Origin of the sequence: Bradyrhizobium sp. S3.12.5, assembly GCF_040548225.1 — a bacterium.
In the GTDB taxonomy this organism is placed as follows: domain Bacteria; phylum Pseudomonadota; class Alphaproteobacteria; order Rhizobiales; family Xanthobacteraceae; genus Bradyrhizobium; species Bradyrhizobium cytisi.
Map to the genome: position 1 here is coordinate 37,096 of NZ_JBEPRF010000033.1, position 24,887 is coordinate 61,982.

Here is a 24,887-nt window from a genome sequence, read left to right on the forward strand (position 1 = left end):
AGGCCCACAAGTCCAGTCCGGGCCCGGCGAGTAGAGCGTCATGTTGCGTTTCAAGATCCTGGCCTCGGTGGTTCCCCTGTTGGCGGCTGCGGTGTTCGCCCGCAACGAGATCACATCGGTCTCGCATCCCTGCATCGCCCTCGGCGACACCTCGGTCGAGCTGACATCCCTGTTCTGGACGGCCGGCGTCCATGTCGCCTTCACCGACGATGTGTCGCGGGCCACGGTGCGGGTCCAGATCACCGACGATGCGGATGCCGCCGACTTCGCAGTCGTGGACGACGGCGCAAGCGACGAGCCGAGCGCCTGCCAGGCCAATCCGGCGACGCGCCTCATCACGATTGCCGCGCAGCCGGTCGATGACGGCCCGGTCATTTATCTCTCCGCAGATGGTCCCGCTGACTTCCGTGTTTACGTCCGTTCGAAGACATTTACGCAGAAGGAGGCCGCAGCCCTGATCGTCGGCGCTCATGGCCCCCACCCACTCCCCCTCCAGGCGGCTTCGCTCTGAAGCGTTAACACCTCGTCAACCCTGTTTGGAGCTCGCCGCAAAGCCGCAAGCTGTTCGCAAGGTCGGCGAGACATCGTCGCCAATGGCGGTGGCGGGTTTCGGACAAGAGTCGGGGTCGGTGGCAATGGGTCGGACGTTCCGGATCAAGGTGCACATGCGCCGCTTCAGGCGACGGCATCCTCGAATTGCCTTTGCGATCCGCTCCTTCATGATTTTCTCGGCGACTTTCGGCGGCGCCTATGGCTTCGTCACCGGCAGCCGCGCGCCGAATTCCGGCTACGATCCCAACACCTTTGCGATCGGCGCGAGCTTCCTGTTTGCGCTGGCCTGCCTCGGTCTCGCGACGCTCAGCATGCGGCTGCGCTTCGTCAACAAGCGGATGCGCAAGCTCGCCGCCCACAACGAGGCGCTGATCGACCGCAATTGGGAGCTGAAGGAAGCCGAAGAGCGCGCCCGCAGCCTGTTCGAATCGCAGGGCGATCTGATCGTGCTGCGTGACCATCAGGGCCGCATCACCTTTGCCAACGACGCCTATTGCGCGCTGGCCGGACAGACGCGCGGTGCGCTGGTCGGCACGCGGTTCGACTTCGAGGTGCTGGAGCAGGGCGACAGCGCGCGCGAGAGCAACGGCACGCGCATCCACGACCAGAGAATCTCCACCCCGCTCGGCGCGCGCTGGATCGCCTGGCGCGAAGGATTCGTGCGGCTCGATGCCGGCCAGCCCGCCGATCTGCAGAGTGTCGGCCGCGACGTCACCGACCGCACCGAGACCGAACGCGCGCTGTCGGATGCCCGCGACCAGGCCGAAGCCGCCAACCGCGCCAAGTCGCGCTTCCTCGCGATGGCCTCGCACGAGATCCGTACCCCCCTGAACGGCATCATCGGCATGGGCGGGCTGTTGCTCGACACCACGCTGACGCCGGAGCAGACGACTTACGCCAGGGCCGTGAAAACCTCGGGCGAAGCGCTGATGGCGCTGATCGAGGAGCTGCTCGACTATTCCAAGATCGAGGCCGGCAAGCTCGATCTCGACCAGCGTCCCTTTGCGCTCTCGACCTTGATCGAGGAGGTCACCGAGCTGCTGGCACCGCGCGCGCAGGCGAAAAACCTCGAGATCGCTTCCTATGTCGACGAGCGCCTTCCGCTGGAAGTCGTTGGCGATGCCGCACGGCTGCGCCAGGTGCTGCTCAATCTCGCCGGCAACGCCATCAAATTCACCGCAAGCGGCGGCGTTGCGCTGATCGTCGAGCCCGGCATCTGGCCGAACGAGATCAGCTTTCTGGTCCGCGATACCGGCATTGGCATCGTGCCAGAAGCACAGTCGCGCATCTTCCGCGAATTCGAGCAGGCCGACGACCGTGTCGCCCGCACCTATGGCGGCACCGGGCTTGGCCTTGCCATCAGCGAGCGCATCATCAAGCGCATGGGCGGTCGCATCACGCTGGAGAGCGCACCGGCTCAGGGCTCGACCTTCGAGGTCGCAATCCCGCTCGCGCCGTCGCATGGAAACACCGGACAGACCGCGTTTCCGAGCCCGGACCTCGCCGGCAAGTCGATCCTGCTGGTGGCCGACGGCATTGAGGCGTCTCTGATCGCACGGCGGCTGGAGCGCTGGGGCGGCCAGACCTGCCTGGTCGCGGATGCGGCTGTGGCCGAAGCGCTGCTGCCGGAACGCCCATGGCATGCTGTGGTGGTCGATCGTGCGCTCGGTCCGGCTGTTGCCGATCGCCTGGGCGAAGTCGCCCGCGCTCATGCGACGCAGCGGCTCGTGCTGCTGACGCCGAGCTCGCGTCATGAAAAACTTTCGCCGGCCTTCACCGGCTTCCTCGTCAAGCCACTGCGCGCAGCCTCCCTCGCCGCGCGTCTCGCGCTGACGCCGGAAGTCGCCTCGCCCGATCTCGCGCCTGAGCCTGTCGAGCCGGCCGCGGTCACAACGCCTGCCAACGGCCTCTCGATCCTTGTCGCCGAGGACAACGAGATCAACGCGCTCTTGATGCGATCGCTTCTCACAAAACTCGGTCACCGCGTCGTCATCGCGGTCCATGGCGAGGCCGCGCTGGAATCCTGGCTCGCGGCCAGCTCCGCCGGTACGCCCTATGATCTGGTTGTGATGGACATCCAGATGCCGCAGCTCGACGGCATCGAAGCAACCAAACGCATCCGCGCCCATGAGGCCGCCACCGGCGGCCACCACACGCCGATCCTCGCGCTGACCGCGAACACGCTGGTGGAAGATCGCTACGCCTGCTTCGAGGCGGGCATGAACGGGTTTCTCATCAAGCCGCTCGATCGGGAGAAGCTGGACGAGGCGCTGGCCGGGCTGGCGGCATCACGGCGTCTGGTGGTGTAGGGAGGTCTCTCCGCCGTCATTGCGAGCGGAGCGAAGCAATCCAGACTCTCACCGCGGAAAGATTCTGGATTGCTTCGCTGCGCTCGCAATGACGAGTGTGTTGCCTACAGCCTTCGCAGCGCCACGCTCTCCACGGCGTGATCCGCGGCCTTCTTCAGGATCAGCGTCGCGCGGGGGCGGGTCGGCAAAATGTTGTCCTCGAGATTGGCGAGGTTGGTGCGCTCCCAGATCGCGGTGGCGGTGGCGGTGGCCTCCTCGTCCGACAGCAGCGCATAGCGGTTGAAGTAGGATTTTGGATTGGTGAACGCGGTGTCGCGCAACGCCAGGAAGCGCTTGATGTACCAGCGCCGCAGCGCCGCCTCGTCGGCGTCGATATAGACCGAGAAGTCGAAGAAGTCGGAGACCACGGGCACCGCCTTGCCGTCGCGCGGCAGCTTGCCGGTCTGCAGCACGTTGACGCCCTCGACGATCAGGATGTCGGGCTGGTCGATCTCGGCCCATTCGTTCGGTACGATGTCGTAGGTCAGATGCGAATAGACCGGCGAGCGCACGTGGCGGCGGCCCGACTTGATGTCGGACAGGAAGTTGAGCAGCAGCGGCAGGTCGTAGCTCTCCGGAAAGCCCTTCTTCTGCAGAATGCCTTGCTGCTCGAGCAGGGCCTTCGGGTAAAGGAATCCGTCGGTGGTGATCAGGTCGACCTTCGGACGCGGCGACCAGCGCGCCAACAAGGCCTGGAGCACGCGGGCCGTGGTGGATTTACCGACCGCAACCGAGCCGGCGACGCCGATGATGTATGGGACCTTGCGGTCGCGGATGTTGAGGAACTGGCGCTCCGCGTAGTACAGGCGCTGCATCGCATCGACATAGATCGAGAGCAGCCGCGACAGCGGCAGATAAATGTCCTCGACCTCCTTGAGATCGAGGCGATCGTGCAGCGAGCGCAGCCGGTCGAACTCGCCCGGCTCCAGCGTCATCGGCGTGTCGTCGCGCAGCCGCGCCCATTCTTCGCGCGAATAGACGCGGTATGGATTATATTGCTGCTCGGGTGCGCGGATATCCATGACGCGACCTTCTCCGTAAAGAACTTGGCTAGCTGCCGCTCTTGCGAGACGCTTTCTCTTCCAACCCGGACATGTTCGTACGCTTGTCCAGCGCCGCTTCCACCTCTTCCAATTTTACGCCGCGCGCCTTGAGCAGCACAAGGAAGTGATAAAGCAGGTCAGCCCCCTCGGCGATCAGATGATCGCGGTCGTTTTCGACTGCTGCGATTACGGTTTCGACTGCTTCCTCACCGAACTTCTTGGCGCAATGTTCGGCGCCCTTGTCGAGGAGCTTACGGGTATAGGAGCCCTCGGCACCGGAGGCCGCGCGGGCATCGATGGTGACGGCGAGATCGTGGATCGTGAAACGCGGCATACTGAAGACCCGAAACGCGCGTCTGGCCGGTTGGGCCAGTCCCCGCCGATTGATGTAGCACTTTTATGAACGGAAGTCGTCAGGCATCCAGCCGCATGGGTAGTCCGCGCCGGGCCATGTGCTCCTTGGCTTCGCGGATGGTGAATTCCCCGAAGTGGAAGATCGAGGCGGCCAGTACGGCGGTGGCACGCCCGTCGCGGATCCCATCGACGAGGTGGTCGAGATTGCCGACGCCGCCGGAGGCGATCACGGGAACGGGAACGCTGTCGGCAATGGCCCGGGTCAGCGGAATATCAAAACCCTGCCTGGTGCCGTCACGGTCCATCGAGGTGAGCAGAATTTCACCAGCGCCGAGCGAGACCACTTCCTGGGCATATTCGATGGCGTCGATACCGGTCGAGTTGCGGCCGCCATGGGTGAAGATTTCCCAGCGCTCGCCGCCGCCGGCGCGCTTGACCCGCTTGGCGTCGATCGCGACCACGACGCACTGCTCGCCGAATTTTTCGGCGGCTTCCTTGACGAACTCGCGCCGCGACACCGCGGCGCTGTTGATCGAGACCTTGTCGGCGCCGGCGCGCAGCAGCGTCTTGATGTCGTTGACCTCACGGACGCCGCCGCCGACGGTGACCGGCATGAAGCAGGCTTCCGCCGTGCGGCGGACCACGTCGAGCATGATGCCGCGGTTTTCATGGGTCGCCGTGATGTCGAGGAACGTGAGCTCGTCGGCGCCGGCGGCGTCATAGGCGATTGCGGCTTCGACGGGATCGCCGGCATCGCGCAGATCGACGAAGTTGACGCCCTTGACGACGCGGCCGTCCTTGACGTCGAGGCAGGGGATCACGCGCACCTTGAACATGTGTCAGCTCCCGGGCGCGTTGCGGATCAAGGAGAGGGCGGCGGCGGGATCGAGGCGGCCGTCATAGAGCGCCCGGCCGGCGATCGCGCCGGCGAGCTTCTTGGCGCGTGGCGTCAGCATCGCCTTGACGTCCTCGATCGAGGCAAGACCGCCGGAAGCAATCACGGGAATCGAGATGCTGTCTGCCAGCGCAATGGTCGCATCGAGGTTGAGGCCCTTGAGCAGGCCGTCGCGGGCGATGTCGGTGAAGACGATGGCGGCAACGCCGGCGTCCTCGAAACGTTGCGCGATCTCAAGCGCCGTCACTTGCGATGTCTCGGCCCAGCCTTCGACCGCGACCTTGCCGTCACGCGCGTCCAGCCCGACCGCGACGCGGCCGGGGAACTTTTTCGAGGCCACCTTCACCAACTCCGGATCCCGCACCGCGGCCGTGCCGATGATGACGCGGGTGATGCCCTTCTCGAGCCAGGCCTCGACGGTCGCAATATCGCGAATACCGCCACCGAGCTGCACCGGAATCTTGATCGTCTTCAGCATCGCCTCGACGGCCTGCGCATTCACCGGCTTGCCGGCGAACGCGCCGTCGAGATCGACGACGTGGAGATACTCAAAGCCCTGCGAGACAAAGCTCTCGGCCTGGGCTGCGGGGTTGAGATTGAACACGGTCGCGCGAGCCATGTCGCCTTGCTCGAGGCGCACGCACTGGCCGTTCTTGAGGTCGATGGCAGGAAAGAGAATCACGGCTTCCATCGCAAAAAGTTCGAGATCAGGGCCAGGCCAAAACGCTGGCTCTTCTCGGGGTGAAACTGCGTGCCGATGGCGGTGTCCTTCGCGACGATCGCGGTGACAGGCCCGCCGTAGTCGGCGCGCGCGAGCACGTCCGCCTCGTTGGCAGCGTTGAGGTGATAGGAGTGCACGAAATAAGCGTGCTGGCCCTTGGGCCCGAGCGGCAGCTTGTTCAGCACCGGGTGCTCCCTGAGCACATCGAGCGTATTCCAGCCCATGTGCGGGATCTTCAGGCTTTCATCGCGCGGCGTGATCTTCTCGACGTCGCCGCCGATCCAGTTCAGGCCTTGCGTGATGACATGCTCCTTGCCGCGGGTGGCGAACAGCTGCATGCCGACGCATATGCCGAACATCGGCCGCGCCTTGACGCGCACGGCTTCGGTGATCGCCTCGACCATGCCGTTGACGGCATCGAGCCCGCGCCGGCAATCGGCAAAGGCGCCAACGCCCGGCAGCACCAGACGATCGGCGCTGTAGGCCTGATCCGGATCGCTGGTCACGAAGACCTTCTGCGGATTCTCCATGCCGCGCGCAGCACGCTCAAACGCCTTGGCGGCGGAATGCAGATTCCCGGAACCGTAATCGATGATGGCGATGCTCATCTTGACCCTCCCGGTTCTGGAAACAATCCAATGATGCCGCCGGCCGGAATCGGCGGCGGGTTGGAAAATTGCTGACCCGGCAAATTGCGGGTCGGCGGCGGCCCGCCGCGATCGACGGCCCATTGATCGTTGACGATGCCGCGCTGTGTCTTGCTCCAACGGTCGAAGAAGCGCCGCTCGGCGGTGTCCTCGTCGTCAGCGACGACGACGTCGAGCTGCCGCCACTTGCCGCGCGACAGCGTCCAGCGGCGCAGGCTCGAGGCCTCGAAACCCATCAGCAGCGCGACGATGGTGTTGGCAAGGAAGATCGAGCTGCGGCCGACGCCGAGGCTGTGCAGCCCGGCATCGAACGCGGCGAGAAAGACGATCCAGCCGATCAGGGCCAGCCAAAGCCTGTTCCAGGCCAGCCAGAACGGCCCAAAGATCATCGCCCAGAAATGGAAGCCGTCGCGCACGAATACGAATCTGTCGGTCGCGCGCAGATCGGCCCCGGCTGGGGTGGGAGCATGAACTGTGTAGACAGGCATTTTCGATGCCCCGTTCTCGAGAATTGAGCAGATGCCGCCGGCGGCGATTGATTAACCGACGGAGATGTCAGCCGCCGAGCGAGCCCTTGGTGGACGGGATCTCTCCCACCGCCTTGGGATCGATCGCAACCGCCGTGCGCAGCGCCCGCGCCAGGCCCTTGAAGCAGGACTCGGCGATATGGTGGCTGTTATCGCCATATAGGGTCTCGACATGGAGAGTCACGCCGGCGTTGATGGCGAAGGCCTGAAACCACTCGCGCACCAGCTCGGTGTCGAATTCACCGATCTTGTCGCGGGGAAAGTCGGCCTTGAACACCAGGAACGGGCGGCCCGAGATGTCGATGACCACGCGCGTCAGCGTCTCGTCCATGGGCATGTGCACGCCGGCATAGCGGGTGATGCCCGCCATGTTGCCGAGCGCCTGCCTGACCGCCTGACCGAGCGCGATGCCGGTGTCCTCGGTGGTATGGTGATGGTCAATGTGCAGGTCGCCAACCGCCCTGACCGTGAGGTCGATGCGGGAATGGCGGGCGAGGAGATCGAGCATATGGTCGAAAAAGCCGATGCCGGTCGCGATATTGGCCACGCCGGTGCCATCGAGGTTCACGGTGACCTCGATGTCGGTTTCCTTGGTCTTGCGCTTGATCGTCGCGGTGCGCATTGAAAGCTGGTTTCCATCCTGGCTTGAGGGCCGAAAACGCCAGTCTATTAACAGCCAAATGACGCCTTCGCTACTGCGGGAACGGCTGGCCGGGCTCTACTTCTGCCTATGGTGAGCGAAATTGGGCCCGGAGCGGCCCGTTGTGCGCCCGCTCTCGACCCCCTAAATCAGGCCGGACAACGAGGGTCATTTATGCAGGATTCCCAGAACAGCTCGCCGGTCTGGCACGGCACCACGATCTTGACGGTCCGCAAGGGCGGCAAGGTGGTGGTCGGCGGCGACGGCCAGGTCTCGATCGGCCAGACCGTGATCAAGTCCAACGCCAAAAAGGTCCGGAAACTCGGCAAGGGCGACGTTATCGGCGGCTTTGCCGGCGCCACCGCCGACGCTTTCACCCTGTTTGAGCGGTTGGAGAGCAAGCTCGAGCAATATCCAGGGCAATTGACCCGGGCCGCGGTCGAGCTCGCCAAGGACTGGCGCACCGACCGCTACCTGCGGCGGCTGGAGGCCATGATGATCGTGGCCGACAAGGACGTCTCCCTGGTGCTGACAGGGACCGGCGACGTGCTCGAGCCCGAGGCCGGCGTCATGGCGATCGGCTCCGGCGGCAATTATGCGCTGGCCGCCGCCCGCGCCCTGATCGACACCGACAAGGACGCCGAGACCATTGTCCGCCGCTCGCTCGACATCGCCGCCGACATCTGCGTCTACACCAACCGCAACGTCACCATCGAAGCGCTGACGGCCGGGTAGGGCATGGCCCCCGCCTACACGTTCCGCCCGATGACCGCGGCCGATCTGCCGCTGGTCCGCCGATGGCTGGGCGAGGCGCATGTACGGGAGTGGTGGGGCGATCCGGACGAGCAGTTCGCGCTCGTCAGCGGCGACCTCGACGAACCCGCAATGGACCAGTTCATCGTGTTGGCCGGGATGCGGCCGTTCGGCTATCTTCAATGCTACGACCTGACCGCCTGGAATACGGGCTTCGGGCCGCAATCGGAGGGCACGCGTGGGATCGATCAGTTCATCGGCGAAAGCGACATGATCGGGCAGGGCCACGGTTCGTCGTTCATTCGCCAATTCGCCGAGGAGCAGTTGCGGCACGGCCTGCCGCGCATCGTCACTGATCCGGACCCGCGCAACCGACGCGCCGTGCGTGCCTACGAGAAGGCAGGCTTCGTCCGCGACCGCATGGTCGATACGCCGGACGGAGCAGCGCTGCTGATGGTGCGCGAGAATTGACGCTAACAAGCACGCACGAAAGCAAGCTCGCCGTCCCGCCGCTCGCCTGGGCCGGCATCGCACTGCTCCTGCTGGCGCTTCAGGCCTCGATCCTGCTTGCGATGGGCCGGGTGCCGATCTGCACCTGTGGTTACGTCAAGCTGTGGCATGGCGTCGTCAACAGCTCGGAAAATTCGCAGCACATTGCCGACTGGTACAGTTTTTCGCACGTCCTGCACGGCTTCCTGTTCTACGGGCTGACCTGGCTGCTGTTCGCGCGCGTCGCGTTCCTGGCACTGGCCCTTCCAAGTCTTTCCTGGCCGGCGCGGCTGATCATGGCCATGCTGATCGAAGGCGCCTGGGAGATCGTGGAGAACTCGCCGTTCATCATCGAGCGCTACCGCGCCGGCACGATCTCGCTGGACTATTTCGGCGACAGCATCGTCAATTCGCTCTCGGACACGCTGTTCATGGTGCTGGGGTTCCTCGCCGCACGCACGCTGCCGGTCCCGGTGACGGTCCTTCTGGGGCTCGCCTTCGAAATCATGCTGGCGCTCCATATTCGCGACAATCTGACGCTCAATATCCTGATGCTCATCCATCCGATCGAGGCCGTGAAGCAATGGCAATCCGGTCCGCCGATCATTTGACGGTCAAAAAAGCGGCTTGTCCCGGCCGGCTTCTGATCCTAGCTAAGGTCCCATGACAGACTTCTCTCCCCGCGAAATCGTTTCCGAACTCGACCGTTTCATCGTCGGCCAGGCCGACGCCAAGCGCGCCGTCTCGATCGCGCTGCGCAACCGCTGGCGCCGGCAGCAGCTCGAAGGTTCCTTGCGCGAGGAAGTGCTGCCGAAGAACATCCTGATGATCGGGCCCACCGGCGTCGGCAAGACGGAAATCGCGCGGCGGCTCGCCAAGCTCGCCAACGCACCGTTCCTGAAGGTTGAGGCAACAAAATTCACCGAGGTCGGCTATGTCGGCCGCGACGTCGAGCAGATCGTGCGCGACCTCGTCGAGGTCGCGATCGCCCAGGTGCGCGAACGCAAGCGCAAGGACGTGCAGGCGCGCGCCCAGCTCGCAGCCGAAGAGCGCGTGCTCGACGCGCTGGTCGGCGCCAATTCCAGCGCAGCGACGCGGGAATCCTTCCGCAAGAAGCTGCGCGCCGGCGAGCTCAACGACAAGGAGATCGAGGTCGAGACGCAGTCGTCCGGCAGCGGCATGCCGATGTTCGAGATCCCGGGCATGCCGGGCGCGCAGATGGGTGCGATCTCGATCGGCGACATCTTCGGCAAGCTGGGCGGCCGCAGCAAGACGCGGCGGCTGACGGTCGAAGGCTCGCACGAGATCCTCATCAACGAGGAATCCGACAAGCTGCTGGATACCGATCAGCTGACGCTGGAGGCGATCAGCGCGGTCGAGAACAACGGCATCGTGTTCCTTGATGAAATCGACAAGATCTGCGCCCGCGACGGCCGCGTCGGCGGCGACGTCTCGCGCGAGGGCGTGCAGCGCGACCTGCTGCCCCTGATCGAGGGCACAACGGTCTCGACCAAGCATGGCGCGGTCAAGACCGACCACATCCTGTTCATTGCCTCCGGCGCCTTCCACGTCGCAAAGCCGTCCGACCTGCTGCCGGAATTGCAGGGCCGGCTACCGATCCGCGTCGAGCTGCAGGCGCTGACCCGCGACGACATGCGCCGCATCCTCACCGAGCCCGAGGCCTCGCTGATCAAGCAATACGTCGCGCTGTTGCAGACCGAAGGCGTCACGCTCGACATCACCGACAGCGCCATCGACGCGCTCGCCGACGTCGCGGTCGCCGTCAATTCGACCGTCGAGAACATCGGCGCGCGGCGGCTCCAGACCGTGATGGAGCGGGTGCTGGACGAAATCTCCTTCACCGCCCCCGACCGCAACGGCGAGACCGTCCGGATCGATGCCGATTTCGTGCAGACGCACGTCGGCGACCTCGCCAAGAACGCTGATCTGAGCCGGTTTATTTTGTAATTCCGGGCGACCGCGCTATTGATGCGGCGTGACCGCACGCATCCTGCAAAACCCCTGGCGCCTTCTGCTCGCGATTAACGCTGCCGTGATCGTCGGCGTGCTCGTTCACAAGATCCAGCTGCCGCCTTACGTCCCCTACATTCACCTCCTCGTCGACTACCATTTCGGCTTCATCAAGCGCGCGCTGATCGGGGCGATCGTCGCGCTGTTCACGGCCAAGGTGCCGGTCTGGCTGGTGTTCGCGCTCGGTGGCGCGTCGTGGCTGGCGACGCTGGGGCTGTACGCAAGACTGTTTCAGAAGACGTTCGGCTTCACGGCGAAGACGCTGCCGCTGTTCGTCTTCATCGCGGGATCGCCGTTCTTCCTGAAGAACTTCATGCACACGCTCGGCCATTTCGACATCTATGGCTGCGTGCTGGCGATCATCCTGCTGCTGATGCCCGCGGGCTCATTGCTGTTCGTGGCGACGGCCGCGCTGTTCTCGATCATCCTCGTCCTGATCCACCACATTCATCTGCTGATGTATGTGCCGACGATCATCACCATCGTCGTAGTCAGGCACTATCTCGCTTGCGGCCTCAATCGCGGCAATCTCGCGTTCGGCATCGTCGCCCTCGCCGCGATCTCTGCGCTGTTCTTCGCCGCGCAGTTCCTGGGGACGATGCCGATCCCCGAAGCGGATTTCGTCGCCTATCTGAAGACCCGGACGGCCGATCCCTCGCGCACCGATCTCTTACAGTTCAGCTACATCTGGTATCAGCCGCTGGCGAAGGAGGTTTCGGACACCTGGGCTTGGCTGCCGCACAACGTCCCTGGCATTCCCGTGTTCGCCCTATTGATCTGGCTGCACACGCCGCTATGGCGTTATTTTGCTGACCTGATCGGCTCGCTCGCGCACGAGGCCCACCGACGCCTCGTCATCGCGGCGCTAATCGGCGTCAGCTTCGCCTATCTCATGATGTTCGCGATGGTGTTCGACTATTCGCGCTGGATCTCGAATTGGGCGGTCTGCATGTTCCTGATCCTGCATGCGGTGAAGATGCTGCCGACCAGCAAGGAGGCGCCGCTGATTCCGGCCGAGGATCGCAACACCAACATCTTTGGCTTGGTCCTCACCCTGATCCCGCGCGTCGGGATCGTCCGGCCGTTTTAGGATCTCGCCCGGCGTATCCGCACATAGAGCGCGCCCTCGCCGCCATGGCCGATGCCGGCTTCCTCGAACCCGACCACGAAGGCGCGGAATTCCGGCAGGCTCAGCCATTCCGGCACCTGGCGGCGCAGTACGCCGCTTTCGCCGCCGCTGCGGCCTTTGCCGGTGATGACCAGCACAAAGGTCAAGCCGTCGTGATGGGCACGGTGCAGGAAGCCGCTCAGCGCGCGGTGCGCGCGCAGCTGGGTCATGCCATGCAGATCAAGCCGCGCCTCGATCTCGCTGCGGCCGCGCGACAGTTTTGTCCGCTCGCGCTTGCCGAGCGGGGCAAGCGGCGGCATCGCCGGCTTTGACGGACGCGGGGCCGGCGCTTGCGTCAATGGCCGCGGCGACGGCGTTGGCTTGGCAGCATGCGCTGCAGGCTCAGCGCGCGGCGCAGTCGGCACCTTCGTCGCGCGATGCTTCCGCAGCGGCTTGACCTGCTTTGCAACGAGCTCCCACAGCTCGCGGTCTTCCTCGCTGAGTCCACGCCGGCGCGACGAAGGACGCGGAGGATCCAGCACGGGCGGACGGGACGATCGTTTCATTGCTGGTGGGAACGACTTTTCATGTGCCTGGGCGGTTCGCGGACAGGTTCTATCACAGGACGCGGCGCCGGCAGCGGCACCGGGCCGGCAATTGCGACGGTCTCGCCTTTCGCCGGGTCCTTGGCCGGATCCTTGGGATCGGTCTGCGGAAACAGCTTTGCGATCTTCTCCGACGGCCTCGGATCCGGCAGCGGCAGCCTTGCTGCGCGGATGCCGGGGTCGAGGCCCTTCGGCACCAGCATCACGAAATGCATGGGATGGCGCAGCCGGCCCGAGACACGGCCGGCGTCAGCGCCCGCGCCAAAATAGAGATCCGCGCGGGCCGGTCCGACGATGGCGGAGCCAGTGTCCTGCGCGATCATCAGGCGATGGAACGCGGTCTTGGCGCGATCGGACTCGATCGGCAGCTCGCCTTCGATAAAGAACGGCGTGCCGTAGACATGGAGGGATTTGTCGACCGCGATCGAGCGGCCGGCCGTCAGCGGGATGCCTTGCGCACCGACCGCTTCGTCCTTGTCGGACAGATTGACCTCGCGGAAGAAGATGTAGGCGCGGTTCTGGCGCCGTAGCTCCTTGGCGCCGTCGGGGTTCTGCGCCATCCACTCCCTGATCTTCTGCATCGACATCTCTTCCTTAGGAATGATGCCACGCTCGATCAGGACACGCCCGACGGCCGTGTAGGGATAGCCGTTGTAGGAATCGTAGTTGAGCCGGATGGTGCCGCCGTCGTCGAACTTGATCCGCGCCGAGCCCTGGATCTGGGCGAACAGCAAATCGGTCGGGTCCTTCAGCCAGGCGATCTCGAGCCCGCGGCCGGCGATCTTGCCGTCCTCGATCTCGCCGCGGTCGTAATAGGGCACGAGCTTGCGGCGGCCGATCTTGCGGTAGACCGATCCCTTGTTGGGCAGGCTGACGGAGGCCTGATTGTAGCCGCGCACGAACAGGTTCGAGGGCCGGCGATAGACCGGGACGTTGTAGACATCGGTCTGCGTGCGCGATCCCTCCAGCACCGGCTCGTAATAGCCGGTGACGAAGCCGTCGGGCTCGCCGAGACGCGAGATCCGCAGCGGCGAAAAATTGTCTTCGAAAAAAGTCCTTGCCTGGGTGTCGTCGGCCGGCTCGAGTGATTTGGCGGCCCGGCACGGTTCGCTCAACGAGCCGCCCAGTGCCTTCTGTTCACCCGCGCCGGTCTGCGCGTTGATCGATCGGCAGCTGGCGCGAAAGGTCTTGTAAGCCGCGAGATGATCGTCGTCGCTCCACCCCTTCACATCCGCCCAAGCCAGCGGCAGGTATTGTGCGCCGGGAATTTCGAACGGCAGAGGGAGCTGCGGATAGGGCAACGCGCGCGGCGGGATCGCGGCGACTTCGGGAAGGCGATGGTAATGGCTGCGGGAATGGCGCCGCGCAGCCTCGGCGCCAAGCGAAAACGAAGCCAGCACGACGACACCTGCGCAAAGCGCCGTCGCGCTGTTCTTCAGAAAGATCTTAGTTCGCGCTTCCGGTGCCAACCAGCTTCCAGTTCGGATCGCGAGAGGTGGTGTCGCGGGCGAAAGTCCAGATGTCGGTGATGTCGGCGACCGTGTCGGCGCTGCCGTCGACGATGTTGCCGGCCTTGTCACGGGTGGCCGAGATCATCTGCGAGACGAAGCGGATGGTCAGCTGTGCCGTGCGGTCGCGCAGCTCGGCGCCGGCCAGCTCGGCCTTGTCGATCGAGACGAAGCGCGTCTCGGTCTTCTGCTCGTTCTTCTCGCGGTCCTTGATCGCGGCGTCGAAGCTCTCATAGACCTCGGATGACAAGAGGTCGCGCAGCGCGCGGCGATCGCCATTGGCAAAGGCCAGCACGATCATCTCATAGGCGCCGCGGGCGCCCGAGATGAAGTGGCGCGGATCGAAGGTGGAATCCCGCTCGACGATCGCGTCGAGGCCCTGGGCGAGCGCAGTGCCGGGCTCGGTCAGGCCCTTCCAGCGGTCGGAAGGCGGGGTCGGCTCGGCCGTCGGGGCCAAGGGCGCCTGGTCGATCACCTTGCCCGGCATGGTCACGACGTTCTTGTCCGGCGCACCACCCAGCGCATTGCGAGCCGCGCGGTCGAACGGCGGCCGCTCGTTGCCGGTCCGCTGGCCCAGCACGCTACGCAGTCGCAGGAAAATAAAGACCGCCAACGCCAGGAAAATGATGGTGTAGATGTCCACGTGGTATTCGCTTTCTGGTCTTCTCGAGAAGGGGGTCGCCGGGAAAATCGATCCGGCCAGTAGACCGTTCCATACGGGAACGGCAAGTCTACATCGCCCTTTTGGGTCCGCGCGTTACGTCCGCCGGATGTAGGCACGAAATTTGGCCCGGCCAATGGCGCCTTTTGGCACAGCGCGGAGTGTAGCGCGTTTTATGCTTAAGGGGAAACCCGATCCTGCCCGGAAATCGCGCATCTTCAAGCGTTTAACCTGCGATTTCGGGTTCCGGGCGGATCAGGCGTCACAGTTGCGGGCGCGGGCCGGATCGATCCTCCGGAGCCGTTCGTCCTTGTGGAATGAGGCGGCCCTATGTTAGCCAACCGCCGCGAAATTCAGCCCAAATCGGGTTCAGCCCAAATCGGGTAAGGAGACACTTCGATGACCAACGGTAACGGTACCCCTCCCGAGGCGGCCCAGGCTCCCCAGCTCAACGTGCTGGCGCAATATACCAAGGACCTCTCGTTCGAAAATCCGAACGCACCGACCTCGCTCCAGCCGCAGAGCCAGGCGCCCCAGATCAACATCCAGATCAATGTCAGCGCCAACAATCTCAGCGAATCCGAGTTCGAGGTGACGCTGTCGGTCGAGGGCAAGGCCGAGAACGCGGGCAAGGTAATGTTCTCGTTCGAGCTCGCCTATGCCGGCGTGTTTCGGATCGTCAATGTGCCGAAGGAGAACCTGCACCCGCTGGTCATGATCGAATGCCCGCGCCTGCTGTTCCCGTTCGCCCGCGAGATCATCGCGACCGCCGTGCGCGACGGCGGGTTCCCGCCGCTGATGCTGGACCCGGTCGATTTCGTCGGACTCTATCGCCAGAACATGGAGCGGCAAATGGCCGCCGGTAGTCAGGCCGGCCAGGCTTAACTAATAGGCCTAACCAGCCGGATTGACGGCAGCTGGAGCGGGCAAGAACTCGTTCCAGATCGCCTTGTCGCCGAGCGTTGCGATGAAAGCCCGATGGGCTTCGCGCTCGGCGTCTGAAACCCGCGGCGCGAGCGGCACCAACCGCTGCCGCCGCGGCGCATCGCCGGCGGCATTGACGCGAATGTCCTGGGAGTCCGACGCCAGCAGCAGCTGCGACTGCCGCGCCCCGACCAGATCGACATAGACTTCTGCGAGCAGTTCGGAATCGAGCAGCGCGCCGTGCTTGGTGCGGTGTGAATTGTCGATCGCGTAGCGCGAGCAGAGATCGTCGAGCCGGTTCGACACACCGGGATGCTTGCGCCGCGCCAGCAGCAGCGTATCGACCAGCCGCTCGCGCGGGATCGCGGCGCGCTTGATCCGGTCGAGCTCGGCATTGATGAAGCTGATGTCGAACGAGGCGTTGTGGATCACCAGCGGCGCATCGCCGATGAACGCCAGGAAATCGTCGACGACCTCGTGGAACAGCTGCTTGGTCGACAGGAACTCGGCCGACAATCCGTGTACGGCAAAGGCTTCCGCCGGCATGTCCCTTTCGGGATTGATATAGACGTGAAACGTCTGTCCCGTCGGCATGCGGTTAAATATCTCGACGCAGCCGATTTCGACCAGCCGATCGCCGCGGAGCGGATCGAGGCCGGTGGTTTCGGTATCGAGAACGATTTCACGCATGATTTTGAGGTGCCGTGCAAGAAGCCTTGTAAGTCGGCGAATCAGGCTCGCCGCTGCGGCATCTTAACGACCTCGGCCAGGATGTGCGTGATTTGCGCGCGCACCGGCTCCAGTCCGTGTGAGGTATCCACGACGAAATCGGCCCGCTTGCGTTTTTCAGCGTCCGGCATCTGCTTGGCGATGATGGCGTCGAGCTTGGTCTCATCCATGGTTCCCCGCGCCAGCACACGCTCGCGCTGCAGTTCCGGCGAGGTCGAGACCACGACGACGGCGTCGACGCGCTTCTCGCCGCCGGTCTCGTACAGCAGCGGTATATCGAGAACCACAACCGGCGCCTTGGCGGCTTCCGCATCGGCAAAGAATTTTTGCCGGGAGGCGCCGAGCATGGGATGGACGATCTGCTCGAGCTGCTTGATCGCGGCCGGATCGTGCACAACGCGCGCCGACAGTTTGGGACGATCGACCTTGCCGTTCGCGGTGGTGCCGGGGAAGGCGGCCTCGATCGCAGGCGCGGCCTCGCCCTCATACAGCTGATGAACGGCGGCATCGGCGTCGTAGACGGGCACGCCAGCCTCCGCGAACAATTTTGCGGTGGTGGATTTGCCCATACCGATCGAGCCGGTCAGTCCGAGAATCCGCATCAGCGCAAAGCCATCCCTGTCAGTTACACCGCAATGAGCCGCTCACGCCGCAGGAACGCAAGCAGCGGCAGCAACGGCAGGCCGAGAATGGTGAAATGGTTGCCCTCGATGCGCTCGAACAGATGGATGCCGAGGCCTTCGAGCTGATAGGCGCCGACGCTCGTGGTGACGGCATCGCCGGCGGCGTCGAGATAGGCCGAAAGTTCGCCCTCGGACATCTGCCGCATGGTCATGCGGGCGACCGACACATCCTCGAAGACAATCCTGCCGTCACGGGCCACCGCGACGGCCGAATTCAGCTCGTGGCTATGGCCGGCGAGATCGCGCAATTGTGCCAGCGCCTGAATGCGACCGGCAGGCTTGTTGAAGAGACGGTCGCCGAGGGCGAGCGTCTGATCGGCGCCGATCACATAACTTCCGGGACGATGGGCCGAAACCGCCTTGGCCTTCTCGCACGCGAGCAGCAGGCCGATTTCGCGCGGGTTTGAAAGTTTTGACGCAGCCTGAATGCCGCGCTCGTCGATGTCAGCGGAAACGGTCTCGAATTCGAGCCCGGCGTTCGCCAGCAGCATCTTTCGTGCGCCGCTCTGCGAGGCCAGGATCAACGGAGTTTTGCCGCGCCACAGACCCATTTTCGAGAACTATTCCCAAGGCTATTCAGATGGCAGACTATTCAGATGGCCGGTTGCGCTGGCGATCGCTATAGAGCTTCATGATCGCCGCCGCGGTTTCCTCGATCGAGCGCCGCGTGACGTCCAGCAGCGGCCAGTCATGCTTGGCGCTCAGCTTGCGCGCAAACGCGACCTCCTCGGTGACCGACTGCCTGTCGGTATAGGTGTCGCTGCCGGATTCGGCTCCCATCGAGAGCAGGCGGTTCTGACGGATCTGGATCAGACGTTCCGGCGTCGCGTGCAGGCTTACCACCAGCGGCCGGGTCAGCGTCTCCAGTTGCGCCGGTACGGGAATGCCCGGAACCAGCGGCACGTTGGCGGTGCGGATGCCGCGGTTGGCGAGGTAGATCGACGTCGGCGTTTTCGAGGTGCGGGACACACCGACCAGGACGACGTCGGCCTCCTCGAGCCCGTCGACGTGCTGGCCGTCATCGTGGATCATCGTGTAGTTCAGCGCGTCGATGCGCTTGAAATATTCGGCATTGAGCACGTGCTGCGCGCCGACGCGACCCGTGGTCGCTGCTCCGAGATAGGCTTCGAACAACTGCATGACCGGGCCGATGATCGAGAGGCTCGGAACGTTGATGTTTTTGCACTTGTCCTCGAGCCGGGAGACCAGGTCTTTCTCCAGCAGCGTGAACAGCACGATGCCAGGCGCTTCCTCGATCTCGTCGAGCACGCGATCGAGCTGCTTCTGGCTGCGCACCAGCGGATAGACATGCTCGACCGGCGTGACGTTTGCGTACTGCGCGGCAACGGCGCGAGCGACCGTGATCAGGGTCTCACCGGTGGAGTCCGAGACGAGGTGCAGATGGAAATAATTGTTCGAGGTCGGCACAAAAACTCTTTGTATGAAGGCGGTGTGGTTTGTGGATTTCTGTGGACCTTAACCGCTCGGAAAGGGTTGCGCGACACCAGGGGCGGGACAAGTGCCAATTTTCTTCACACCACTGCCCATCGGAACAAGTTTGGGAGCCTTCCGAGAGGGAAACGGGATTGCGCGGACAAGTCCCTTGATAAACTGCGGATCAAAACGCGCAAGCCTTTGAGCCCGGGTGACTTATCGGGTCAGGCAGGAACCGCATTGGACATGTTGATGGATGTGAACAAGCGTCTGCGAAGTGGCGGACGGCATTGTGTGAGTCCAATCCACCGTCACTCAGACTCAAACCTTAAGAATCTAAGATTCTTTATTGGAGAAGGGCGCTCCAGAGAGATATGTGTGCAGGTGAGACCTTAACGAGTTCTTACTATCCCCAGACCGCCGGACGGCTGGGCGCAAAGGCGGACGCCGGACATGTTTGAAGACGTCTACCTCTGGATCAAGGCGCTGCACGTGATCGCGGTCATCTCATGGATGGCCGGCATGCTCTATCTGCCGCGGCTGTTCGTCTATCACTGTGAGGCCGAGATCGGCTCGAAGCAGTCGGAAACGTTCAAGGTCATGGAACGCCGTCTGCTCAAGGCGATCATCAACCCCGCCATGATCGTCACCTGGCTCGCCGGGCTCTACCTCGCCTGGGCCGGCCATTGGTTCACTTTCGGCTGGCTGCACGTAAAACTGGCACTGGTGCTGGCGATGTCCGCCGCCCACGGCTTTTTTTCCCGCTGGCTCAAGCAATTCGCCGCCGACAAGCGCCCGCACAGCCAGAAATTCTTCCGGATTATCAATGAGGTGCCGACCGTCCTGATGATCATGATCGTCATCATGGTGATCGTGAAGCCGTTCTAGGCAGGAATCGTGAATGATCGCTCAGCGCTTCGGCTTGCGGAGTGACAAGCGATTTTCTATATTAGCGATATCCCACCCAACGCAGGCGGATGTGGTTGGTCCGAGCTTTCCAGAGGCCGGACACCGCATCAGGTTTGAAGCCCCCACCGGCGCTCTCCTTGCCAGACCTGCGGACCTTACCTTCTCGCGTCCGCATTTCAGAGCCTCCTCGCACCCCCTCCCAAGGTTACCCCACAGGACCACCCCAATGCGGGAAATTAAACTTCAGGACCTCAAGTCGAAGACGCCGGCCGAGCTTGTCTCGTTCGCGGAAGAGAACGGGGTCGAGAATGCCAGCACCATGCGCAAGCAGGAGCTGCTGTTCGCCATCCTCAAGCAGCTTGCGCTGGCCGAGACCGACATCGTCGGCGAGGGCGTCGTCGAGGTGCTCTCCGACGGCTTCGGCTTCCTCCGCTCGCCCGATGCCAACTACCTGCCGGGCCCGGACGACATCTACGTCTCGCCCTCGCAGATCCGCCGTTTCGGCCTGCGCACCGGCGACACCATCGAAGGCCACATTCGCAGCCCGAAAGAGGGCGAGCGTTATTTTGCGCTGCTGAAGGTCAACACACTCAATTTCGAGGACCCGGAAAAGGCCAAGCACAAGGTCAATTTCGACAACCTCACGCCGCTGTTTCCGAATCAGCGTTTCCGCATGGAAATCGACGATCCGACGCGAAAAGACTTGTCTGCAAGGGTGATCGACATCGTCGCCCCGATCGGCAAGGGCCAGCGCGCTTTGATCGTCGCGCCGCCGCGCACGGGTAAAACCGTGCTGATGCAGAATATCGCGCATTCGATCACGCACAACCATCCCGAATGCTATCTGATCGTGCTGCTGATCGACGAGCGTCCGGAAGAAGTCACGGACATGCAGCGCTCGGTGAAGGGCGAGGTCGTGTCGTCGACCTTCGACGAGCCGGCCGTGCGTCACGTCCAGGTCGCCGAGATGGTGATCGAAAAAGCAAAACGTCTGGTCGAGCACGGCCGCGACGTCGTCATTCTGCTCGATTCGATCACGCGTCTGGGCCGCGCCTACAACACCGTGGTGCCGTCATCCGGCAAGGTGCTGACCGGCGGTGTCGACGCCAACGCGCTGCAGCGCCCGAAGCGCTTCTTCGGTGCCGCCCGCAACATCGAGGAGGGCGGCTCGCTGACCATCATCGCGACCGCGCTGGTCGATACCGGCAGCCGCATGGACGAGGTCATCTTCGAAGAGTTCAAGGGCACCGGTAACTCGGAACTGATCCTCGACCGCAAGGTCTCGGACAAGCGCACTTTCCCGGCCATCGACATCTCGCGCTCCGGCACCCGCAAGGAGGAGCTCATCACAGACAATCAGGTGTTGAAGAAGATGTACGTGCTCCGCCGCATCCTGAACCCGATGGGCACCATGGACGCGATCGACTTCCTGCTCGACAAGCTGCGCTCGACAAAGAGCAATTCGGAGTTCTTCGATTCCATGAACACCTGAGATGAACACCTGAGCCAGGGTGCATCAAGAGCTTTAAGGGCGCCTTCGGGCGCCCTTTTTTGTGCGGCTTTGCTGCAGCGATTGCGCAGCATTACGGTGGGATCGGCGTCGGAGCCAAGTCTGTCTTAGCCTATTGATATATCTGAATAATACTTGACTTCTCCTTAGCCGACCTGGTGCGCGAAGGCTTTTTTTGCAGCAGCAAAGCGCTGCGGTTATGTTGCGGTGCAATATGGTCGTTGCTGCGGGTTGGGATGCAGCAACACGGGTTGCGGTCGCCCGAGAACGGGCCGTTTGCCTTTTTCCGTCGAGCCGGACAAATAGGCCATGCACCCGCGAGACCAGACCATCTTTGCGCTGTCGTCCGGCCGTCCGCCGAGCGCAATCGCCATGGTGCGCGTCTCAGGCCCGCAGGCCGGCCTGGTGCTGACGACGCTCGCAGGCAAGTTGCCGGCGCCGAGACAGGCCAGTCGCCGGCTGCTTCGGGACGGCGCGGACCAACCGATCGACGATGCGGTCGTGCTCTGGTTTCCGGGGCCGGGGACTGCGACCGGCGAGGACGTCGCCGAATTCCACGTCCACGGCGGCCGCGCGGTGCTGGCCGCGCTCCTTGCTGCTATTTCCAAAATTCCGAATACGCGCGCCGCCGAGCCCGGTGAGTTCACGCGGCGCGCGTTCGAGAGCGGCAAGCTCGATCTCACCGAGGCCGAGGGTCTCGACGATCTCATCCACGCCGACACCGATCGCCAGCGCCGCCAGGCGCTGCGGCAGTTGCAAGGCCTGCTCGGCGACCGCGCACGCGACTGGCGCGAGCGCATCATCGAGGCGTCGGCGCTGATCGAGGCGGGCATCGATTTTTCCGACGAGGGCGACGTGCCCGCGGAATTGATGGCGCCGGCCGTGAAAGCGATCCAGGCGCTGCACGATGAAATTACAAAAGTCCTTGCGGCACAGGGACATTCTGAACGCTTGCGCGACGGCCTGGTGGTTGCGATCGCAGGCGAGCCGAACGTCGGCAAGTCGACGCTGATGAATCAGCTCGCGCGCCGCGAGGTCGCGATCGTGTCGCCCCACGCCGGCACCACGCGTGATGTAATCGAGGTGCAGCTGGATCTCGATGGCTATCCCGTCACGATCATCGACACCGCCGGCATTCGCGAGACAGATGATCCCGTCGAGCAGGAAGGCGTGCGCCGGGCGAGGGCGCGGGCCGAAGACGCCGACCTCGTGCTGTGGCTGGTGGAGGGAACGCGCGCCGTCGATCCGTCCGGCGGCCAGGTCTGGATCGTGCGCAACAAGATCGACCTCGCGGGCGCAGGGTCGCCCGGCGAGTTCGGGATCTCGGCGAGCCGGGGCGACGGCATTCCAGAGCTGGTCGAGGCCCTCGTCAAATTCGCGGCTGACTTCATCGGTACCACCGAGGGAGCATTGGTGACCCGGGCCCGGCAACGAGATCTGTTGGCCCGGGCGTCAGACAGCTTGCGCCGGAGTCTGGAGCTTGTAGAAGAGGGCGAAGAGCTCGCCGCCGAAGAGCTGCGAGCTGCCGCCTATGCCCTGGGCCGGCTGCTCGGCCGGGTGGACGTCGAGGACGTCCTTGGCGCCATTTTCCAGAAATTCTGTATCGGAAAGTAGCTCTAGTTCTTTAGTGTAGAACTAGCCCTTGTTCCGTTACTTGGGTTTCAGGGTTTCACGTGAAACACACTCCTCTTGGCTCGCGCGCCGTCCGCAGTTCCGCCGGGTGCTCGCGTTTCACGTGAAACAATAGCCATCCCAGCGCACTTCCTACTGTGCATGGGGTTGTTTTCGCGGAGCCGCGCCGGCTCTCTCCGCGACCCCGTTTCACGTGAAACAGCCACCTCGCCCAGTTTCTACTTCCGGCTTTCCTGCCGCTGAGCTAAAAGTCCGCACATGCGACCAGAGCAAGAGAGTTTCGACGTCATCGTGATTGGCGGTGGCCACGCCGGCTGTGAAGCCGCGGCTGCGTCCGCTCGCATGGGCGCGACGACGGCTCTGGTGACGCACCATTTCTCCACCGTGGGCGCGATGTCCTGCAATCCCGCCATCGGCGGTCTCGGCAAGGGCCATCTGGTCCGCGAGGTCGATGCACTCGATGGCCTGATGGGGCGGGTCGGCGATGCCGGCGGCATCCAGTTCCGCGTTCTCAATCGCCGGAAGGGTCCGGCGGTCCGCGGTCCGCGGGCTCAGGCCGACCGAAAGCTCTATGCGGCCGCGATGCAGGCCGCGATCCGGGAGACCGAGGGCCTTTCCGTCATCGAAGGCGAGGCGGATGAGCTGATCGTGGTCGATGGCCAGGTCACCGGACTGCGCCTGGCCGACGGTCGGGTGCTCCGGGCGGGGGCTGTCGTCATCACCACCGGCACATTCCTCCGCGGTCTGATCCATCTCGGCGAGAAGAACTGGCCCGCCGGCCGCGTCGGCGAGGCCCCGGCAATGGGTCTTTCCGCCTCCTTTGAGCGCGCCGGCTTCACCCTTGGACGCTTGAAGACCGGGACGCCGCCCCGTCTGGATGGTTCCACCATCGACTGGTCCGCGGTCGAGATGCAGCCCGGAGACGAGCCGCCGGAGCCGTTCTCGGTGATGACCGAGCGGATCACGACCCCACAGATCCAGTGCGGGATCACCCGGACGACGGCCGCCACCCACGAGGTGATCCGGGCCAATGTCCATCGCTCTCCGATGTACTCCGGCCAGATCAAGAGCTCCGGTCCGCGCTATTGCCCCTCGATCGAGGACAAGATCGTCCGCTTCGGCGATCGCGATGGCCATCAGATCTTCCTGGAGCCGGAAGGGCTCGACGACACCACCGTCTATCCCAACGGCATCTCGACCTCGCTGCCGGAGGAGGTCCAGCTCGCGATCCTCGCCAGCATCCCCGGTTTGGAGCGGGTGAAGATGGTCCGACCGGGCTATGCCATCGAGTATGACCACGTCGATCCCCGCGAACTCGATCCGACCCTCCAGACCAAGCGTCTGCGTGGTCTCTTCCTGGCCGGGCAGATCAACGGCACGACGGGATACGAAGAGGCCGCCGGGCAGGGCATCGTAGCCGGTCTCAACGCGGCACTGTCTGCCAGTGGGGCTGCACTGACGGTGTTTGACCGTGCAGATGGCTATCTCGGGGTCATGATCGACGACCTCGTCACCCGCGGGATCAGCGAGCCCTATCGGATGTTCACCTCGCGGGCCGAATACCGGCTGACCCTGCGGGCGGACAATGCCGATCAGCGCCTGACCGAGAAGGGCATTGCGCTGGGTTGTGTCGGCAGTGCCCGGACCCGGCATCATCGCGCCAAGATGGATGCCCTGAACGCGGCGCGGACGCTGTCGAAGTCGCTCACCATCACCCCGAACGAGGCGATCAAGCACGGACTGTCCCTAAACCGGGATGGCCAGCGCCGCTCGGCCTTCGAGCTGATGGCCTACCCGGATATCGGCTGGAGCCAGATCCGCACGATTTGGCCGGAACTGTCCTCCATTGATCCCGTCATCGCCACCCATCTCGAGATTGACGCCAAGTACGACGTCTATCTGGAGCGCCAGACCGCCGACGTCGAAGCCTTCCGCCGCGACGAGGGGATGGTGCTGTCGGAGGTCGACTACCAGCAGGTTCCGGGTCTCTCCAACGAGGTCCGCGCCAAGCTGGAGAAGGCGCGGCCGTTCACGGTCGGCCAAGCCGGCCGGATCGACGGCATGACGCCAGCGGCGCTCGGCATCCTCGCGGCCTATCTCCGCCGCGAGGCGCGCAAGAGTACCAATGTGACTTCCAAGGTAACTTCCAAGGCAATCGCATAGGCGTTTCACGTGAAACAGCGC

General features: G+C 63.9%; 26 protein-coding genes. 12 read left to right on the plus strand and 14 right to left on the minus strand.

Features of this window, described 5'->3' with window-relative positions; genetic code table 11:
• Positions 1-40: 40 nt before the first annotated feature.
• Together ABIC09_RS34130 and ABIC09_RS34135 are read left to right on the plus strand one after the other, a co-directional pair.
• Positions 41-511, plus strand: a complete 471-nt coding sequence (locus tag ABIC09_RS34130; RefSeq protein WP_148752727.1) for a hypothetical protein — start codon at positions 41-43, stop codon at positions 509-511.
• Between the two features lie 124 nt (positions 512-635).
• Complete coding sequence (locus ABIC09_RS34135) at positions 636-2,861, plus strand: PAS domain-containing hybrid sensor histidine kinase/response regulator (RefSeq protein ID WP_354112004.1); 2,226 nt, start codon at positions 636-638, stop codon at positions 2,859-2,861.
• A gap of 104 nt (positions 2,862-2,965) precedes the next feature.
• On the opposite strand, the gene coaA is transcribed toward ABIC09_RS34135, so the two are convergent.
• The 7 genes from coaA to hisB all read right to left on the minus strand — a co-directional run bounded on the left by coaA (position 2,966) and on the right by hisB (position 7,709).
• Complete coding sequence (gene coaA, locus ABIC09_RS34140; RefSeq protein WP_148752729.1) at positions 2,966-3,922, minus strand: type I pantothenate kinase; 957 nt, start codon at positions 3,920-3,922, stop codon at positions 2,966-2,968.
• Positions 3,923-3,950: 28 nt separating this feature from the next.
• Positions 3,951-4,277, minus strand: a complete 327-nt coding sequence (locus ABIC09_RS34145; protein WP_354031234.1) for a phosphoribosyl-ATP diphosphatase — start codon at positions 4,275-4,277, stop codon at positions 3,951-3,953.
• A 79-nt stretch (positions 4,278-4,356) separates the two neighbouring features.
• Entirely contained in the window at positions 4,357-5,133 is a 777-nt protein-coding gene (gene hisF, locus ABIC09_RS34150; protein WP_148752731.1) for an imidazole glycerol phosphate synthase subunit HisF, read from the minus strand.
• Between the two features lie 3 nt (positions 5,134-5,136).
• Positions 5,137-5,874, minus strand: a complete 738-nt coding sequence (gene hisA, locus ABIC09_RS34155) for a 1-(5-phosphoribosyl)-5-[(5-phosphoribosylamino)methylideneamino]imidazole-4-carboxamide isomerase (protein WP_354112005.1) — start codon at positions 5,872-5,874, stop codon at positions 5,137-5,139.
• Positions 5,871-6,521 carry an imidazole glycerol phosphate synthase subunit HisH gene (gene hisH / locus ABIC09_RS34160; protein WP_354031232.1) on the minus strand — a complete coding sequence of 217 codons (651 nt, stop codon included), beginning with the start codon at positions 6,519-6,521 and terminating at the stop codon, positions 5,871-5,873. The genes hisA and hisH overlap by 4 nt, the downstream gene beginning before the upstream one ends.
• The gene (locus ABIC09_RS34165) at positions 6,518-7,048 is read right to left on the minus strand and encodes a DUF2628 domain-containing protein (protein ID WP_354031231.1); all 531 of its coding nucleotides are present in this window, start codon (positions 7,046-7,048) and stop codon (positions 6,518-6,520) included. Before ABIC09_RS34165 ends, hisH begins: the two co-directional genes overlap by 4 nt.
• 67 nt (positions 7,049-7,115) lie before the next feature.
• Positions 7,116-7,709, minus strand: coding sequence for an imidazoleglycerol-phosphate dehydratase HisB (gene hisB, locus ABIC09_RS34170; protein WP_354112006.1), 594 nt, complete (start codon positions 7,707-7,709; stop codon positions 7,116-7,118).
• 192 nt (positions 7,710-7,901) lie between these two features.
• Between hisB and hslV the strand changes: the two genes are divergently transcribed.
• Genes hslV through ABIC09_RS34195 form a run of 5 tightly spaced genes read left to right on the plus strand, consistent with a single transcriptional unit; the run spans position 7,902 to position 12,090 of the window.
• On the plus strand, positions 7,902-8,462 hold the full coding sequence (hslV, locus tag ABIC09_RS34175; protein WP_027534993.1) for an ATP-dependent protease subunit HslV: 561 nt from the start codon (positions 7,902-7,904) through the stop codon (positions 8,460-8,462).
• 3 nt (positions 8,463-8,465) lie between these two features.
• Entirely contained in the window at positions 8,466-8,951 is a 486-nt protein-coding gene (locus ABIC09_RS34180; RefSeq protein WP_148752737.1) for a GNAT family N-acetyltransferase, read from the plus strand.
• On the plus strand, positions 8,948-9,580 hold the full coding sequence (locus ABIC09_RS34185) for a DUF2585 domain-containing protein (RefSeq protein WP_354031228.1): 633 nt from the start codon (positions 8,948-8,950) through the stop codon (positions 9,578-9,580). Before ABIC09_RS34180 ends, ABIC09_RS34185 begins: the two co-directional genes overlap by 4 nt.
• Before the next feature lie 52 nt (positions 9,581-9,632).
• Positions 9,633-10,937: an ATP-dependent protease ATPase subunit HslU gene (hslU, locus tag ABIC09_RS34190; protein ID WP_354031227.1), complete on the plus strand. Its 1,305-nt coding sequence runs from the start codon at positions 9,633-9,635 to the stop codon at positions 10,935-10,937.
• 28 nt (positions 10,938-10,965) lie between these two features.
• Positions 10,966-12,090 carry a hypothetical protein gene (locus ABIC09_RS34195; RefSeq protein WP_354112007.1) on the plus strand — a complete coding sequence of 375 codons (1,125 nt, stop codon included), beginning with the start codon at positions 10,966-10,968 and terminating at the stop codon, positions 12,088-12,090.
• On the opposite strand, the gene ABIC09_RS34200 is transcribed toward ABIC09_RS34195, so the two are convergent.
• From ABIC09_RS34200 to ABIC09_RS34210, 3 genes are read right to left on the minus strand one after another with little or no spacing between them, the layout of a single operon-like run.
• Complete coding sequence (locus tag ABIC09_RS34200) at positions 12,087-12,674, minus strand: Smr/MutS family protein (protein ID WP_354112008.1); 588 nt, start codon at positions 12,672-12,674, stop codon at positions 12,087-12,089. The two genes, ABIC09_RS34195 and ABIC09_RS34200, sit on opposite strands and share 4 nt — an antisense overlap.
• Complete coding sequence (gene mltA / locus ABIC09_RS34205) at positions 12,671-14,182, minus strand: murein transglycosylase A (protein ID WP_354112009.1); 1,512 nt, start codon at positions 14,180-14,182, stop codon at positions 12,671-12,673. The genes ABIC09_RS34200 and mltA overlap by 4 nt, the downstream gene beginning before the upstream one ends.
• Positions 14,160-14,864: a Tim44/TimA family putative adaptor protein gene (locus tag ABIC09_RS34210; protein WP_148752743.1), complete on the minus strand. Its 705-nt coding sequence runs from the start codon at positions 14,862-14,864 to the stop codon at positions 14,160-14,162. The genes mltA and ABIC09_RS34210 overlap by 23 nt, the downstream gene beginning before the upstream one ends.
• A 417-nt stretch (positions 14,865-15,281) precedes the next feature.
• Between ABIC09_RS34210 and secB the strand changes: the two genes are divergently transcribed.
• Positions 15,282-15,767 carry a protein-export chaperone SecB gene (gene secB / locus ABIC09_RS34215; RefSeq protein ID WP_354112010.1) on the plus strand — a complete coding sequence of 162 codons (486 nt, stop codon included), beginning with the start codon at positions 15,282-15,284 and terminating at the stop codon, positions 15,765-15,767.
• 9 nt (positions 15,768-15,776) lie between these two features.
• Here secB and dnaQ read toward each other — a convergent pair whose 3' ends face one another.
• Genes dnaQ through ABIC09_RS34235 form a run of 4 tightly spaced genes read right to left on the minus strand, consistent with a single transcriptional unit; the run spans position 15,777 to position 18,646 of the window.
• Positions 15,777-16,496 (minus strand): DNA polymerase III subunit epsilon, encoded by a 720-nt coding sequence (gene dnaQ, locus ABIC09_RS34220; RefSeq protein WP_354112011.1) that lies wholly within the window; start codon positions 16,494-16,496, stop codon positions 15,777-15,779.
• Positions 16,497-16,537: 41 nt separating this feature from the next.
• Positions 16,538-17,137 (minus strand): dephospho-CoA kinase, encoded by a 600-nt coding sequence (gene coaE, locus ABIC09_RS34225; protein ID WP_148752746.1) that lies wholly within the window; start codon positions 17,135-17,137, stop codon positions 16,538-16,540.
• 23 nt (positions 17,138-17,160) lie between these two features.
• Positions 17,161-17,769 (minus strand): Maf family protein, encoded by a 609-nt coding sequence (locus tag ABIC09_RS34230; RefSeq protein ID WP_354112012.1) that lies wholly within the window; start codon positions 17,767-17,769, stop codon positions 17,161-17,163.
• Between the two features lie 37 nt (positions 17,770-17,806).
• Entirely contained in the window at positions 17,807-18,646 is an 840-nt protein-coding gene (locus ABIC09_RS34235; protein WP_148752748.1) for a pyruvate, water dikinase regulatory protein, read from the minus strand.
• A 459-nt stretch (positions 18,647-19,105) separates the two neighbouring features.
• On the opposite strand from ABIC09_RS34235, the gene hemJ reads away from it, so the two are divergent.
• The 4 genes from hemJ (at position 19,106) to mnmG (ending at position 24,866) form a co-directional block, all read left to right on the plus strand.
• The gene (hemJ, locus tag ABIC09_RS34240; RefSeq protein WP_354112013.1) at positions 19,106-19,540 is read left to right on the plus strand and encodes a protoporphyrinogen oxidase HemJ; all 435 of its coding nucleotides are present in this window, start codon (positions 19,106-19,108) and stop codon (positions 19,538-19,540) included.
• 247 nt (positions 19,541-19,787) lie between these two features.
• A complete protein-coding gene (gene rho / locus ABIC09_RS34245; RefSeq protein WP_027535007.1) occupies positions 19,788-21,053 on the plus strand; it encodes a transcription termination factor Rho in 1,266 nt (421 codons plus the stop codon).
• Between the two features lie 327 nt (positions 21,054-21,380).
• Positions 21,381-22,685: a tRNA uridine-5-carboxymethylaminomethyl(34) synthesis GTPase MnmE gene (gene mnmE / locus ABIC09_RS34250; protein ID WP_354112014.1), complete on the plus strand. Its 1,305-nt coding sequence runs from the start codon at positions 21,381-21,383 to the stop codon at positions 22,683-22,685.
• A gap of 276 nt (positions 22,686-22,961) precedes the next feature.
• On the plus strand, positions 22,962-24,866 hold the full coding sequence (mnmG, locus tag ABIC09_RS34255; RefSeq protein WP_354112015.1) for a tRNA uridine-5-carboxymethylaminomethyl(34) synthesis enzyme MnmG: 1,905 nt from the start codon (positions 22,962-22,964) through the stop codon (positions 24,864-24,866).
• The last annotated feature ends 21 nt before the right edge of the window (positions 24,867-24,887 follow it).

Coding starts and splice junctions, on each gene's coding strand:
- hisF (WP_148752731.1), bottom strand. CDS start 5,133: ATGTTCAAGGTGCGCGTGATCCCCTGCCTCGACGTCAAGGACGGCCGC.
- secB (WP_354112010.1), top strand. CDS start 15,282: ATGACCAACGGTAACGGTACCCCTCCCGAGGCGGCCCAGGCTCCCCAG.
- coaA (WP_148752729.1), bottom strand. CDS start 3,922: ATGGATATCCGCGCACCCGAGCAGCAATATAATCCATACCGCGTCTAT.
- mnmE (WP_354112014.1), top strand. CDS start 21,381: ATGCACCCGCGAGACCAGACCATCTTTGCGCTGTCGTCCGGCCGTCCG.
- hemJ (WP_354112013.1), top strand. CDS start 19,106: ATGTTTGAAGACGTCTACCTCTGGATCAAGGCGCTGCACGTGATCGCG.
- hisH (WP_354031232.1), bottom strand. CDS start 6,521: ATGAGCATCGCCATCATCGATTACGGTTCCGGGAATCTGCATTCCGCC.
- dnaQ (WP_354112011.1), bottom strand. CDS start 16,496: ATGCGTGAAATCGTTCTCGATACCGAAACCACCGGCCTCGATCCGCTC.
- hslU (WP_354031227.1), top strand. CDS start 9,633: ATGACAGACTTCTCTCCCCGCGAAATCGTTTCCGAACTCGACCGTTTC.
- ABIC09_RS34135 (WP_354112004.1), top strand. CDS start 636: ATGGGTCGGACGTTCCGGATCAAGGTGCACATGCGCCGCTTCAGGCGA.
- rho (WP_027535007.1), top strand. CDS start 19,788: ATGCGGGAAATTAAACTTCAGGACCTCAAGTCGAAGACGCCGGCCGAG.
- ABIC09_RS34165 (WP_354031231.1), bottom strand. CDS start 7,048: ATGCCTGTCTACACAGTTCATGCTCCCACCCCAGCCGGGGCCGATCTG.
- ABIC09_RS34145 (WP_354031234.1), bottom strand. CDS start 4,277: ATGCCGCGTTTCACGATCCACGATCTCGCCGTCACCATCGATGCCCGC.
- hslV (WP_027534993.1), top strand. CDS start 7,902: ATGCAGGATTCCCAGAACAGCTCGCCGGTCTGGCACGGCACCACGATC.
- ABIC09_RS34230 (WP_354112012.1), bottom strand. CDS start 17,769: ATGGGTCTGTGGCGCGGCAAAACTCCGTTGATCCTGGCCTCGCAGAGC.
- ABIC09_RS34200 (WP_354112008.1), bottom strand. CDS start 12,674: ATGAAACGATCGTCCCGTCCGCCCGTGCTGGATCCTCCGCGTCCTTCG.
- ABIC09_RS34130 (WP_148752727.1), top strand. CDS start 41: ATGTTGCGTTTCAAGATCCTGGCCTCGGTGGTTCCCCTGTTGGCGGCT.
- mnmG (WP_354112015.1), top strand. CDS start 22,962: ATGCGACCAGAGCAAGAGAGTTTCGACGTCATCGTGATTGGCGGTGGC.
- coaE (WP_148752746.1), bottom strand. CDS start 17,137: ATGCGGATTCTCGGACTGACCGGCTCGATCGGTATGGGCAAATCCACC.
- hisB (WP_354112006.1), bottom strand. CDS start 7,709: ATGCGCACCGCGACGATCAAGCGCAAGACCAAGGAAACCGACATCGAG.
- ABIC09_RS34180 (WP_148752737.1), top strand. CDS start 8,466: ATGGCCCCCGCCTACACGTTCCGCCCGATGACCGCGGCCGATCTGCCG.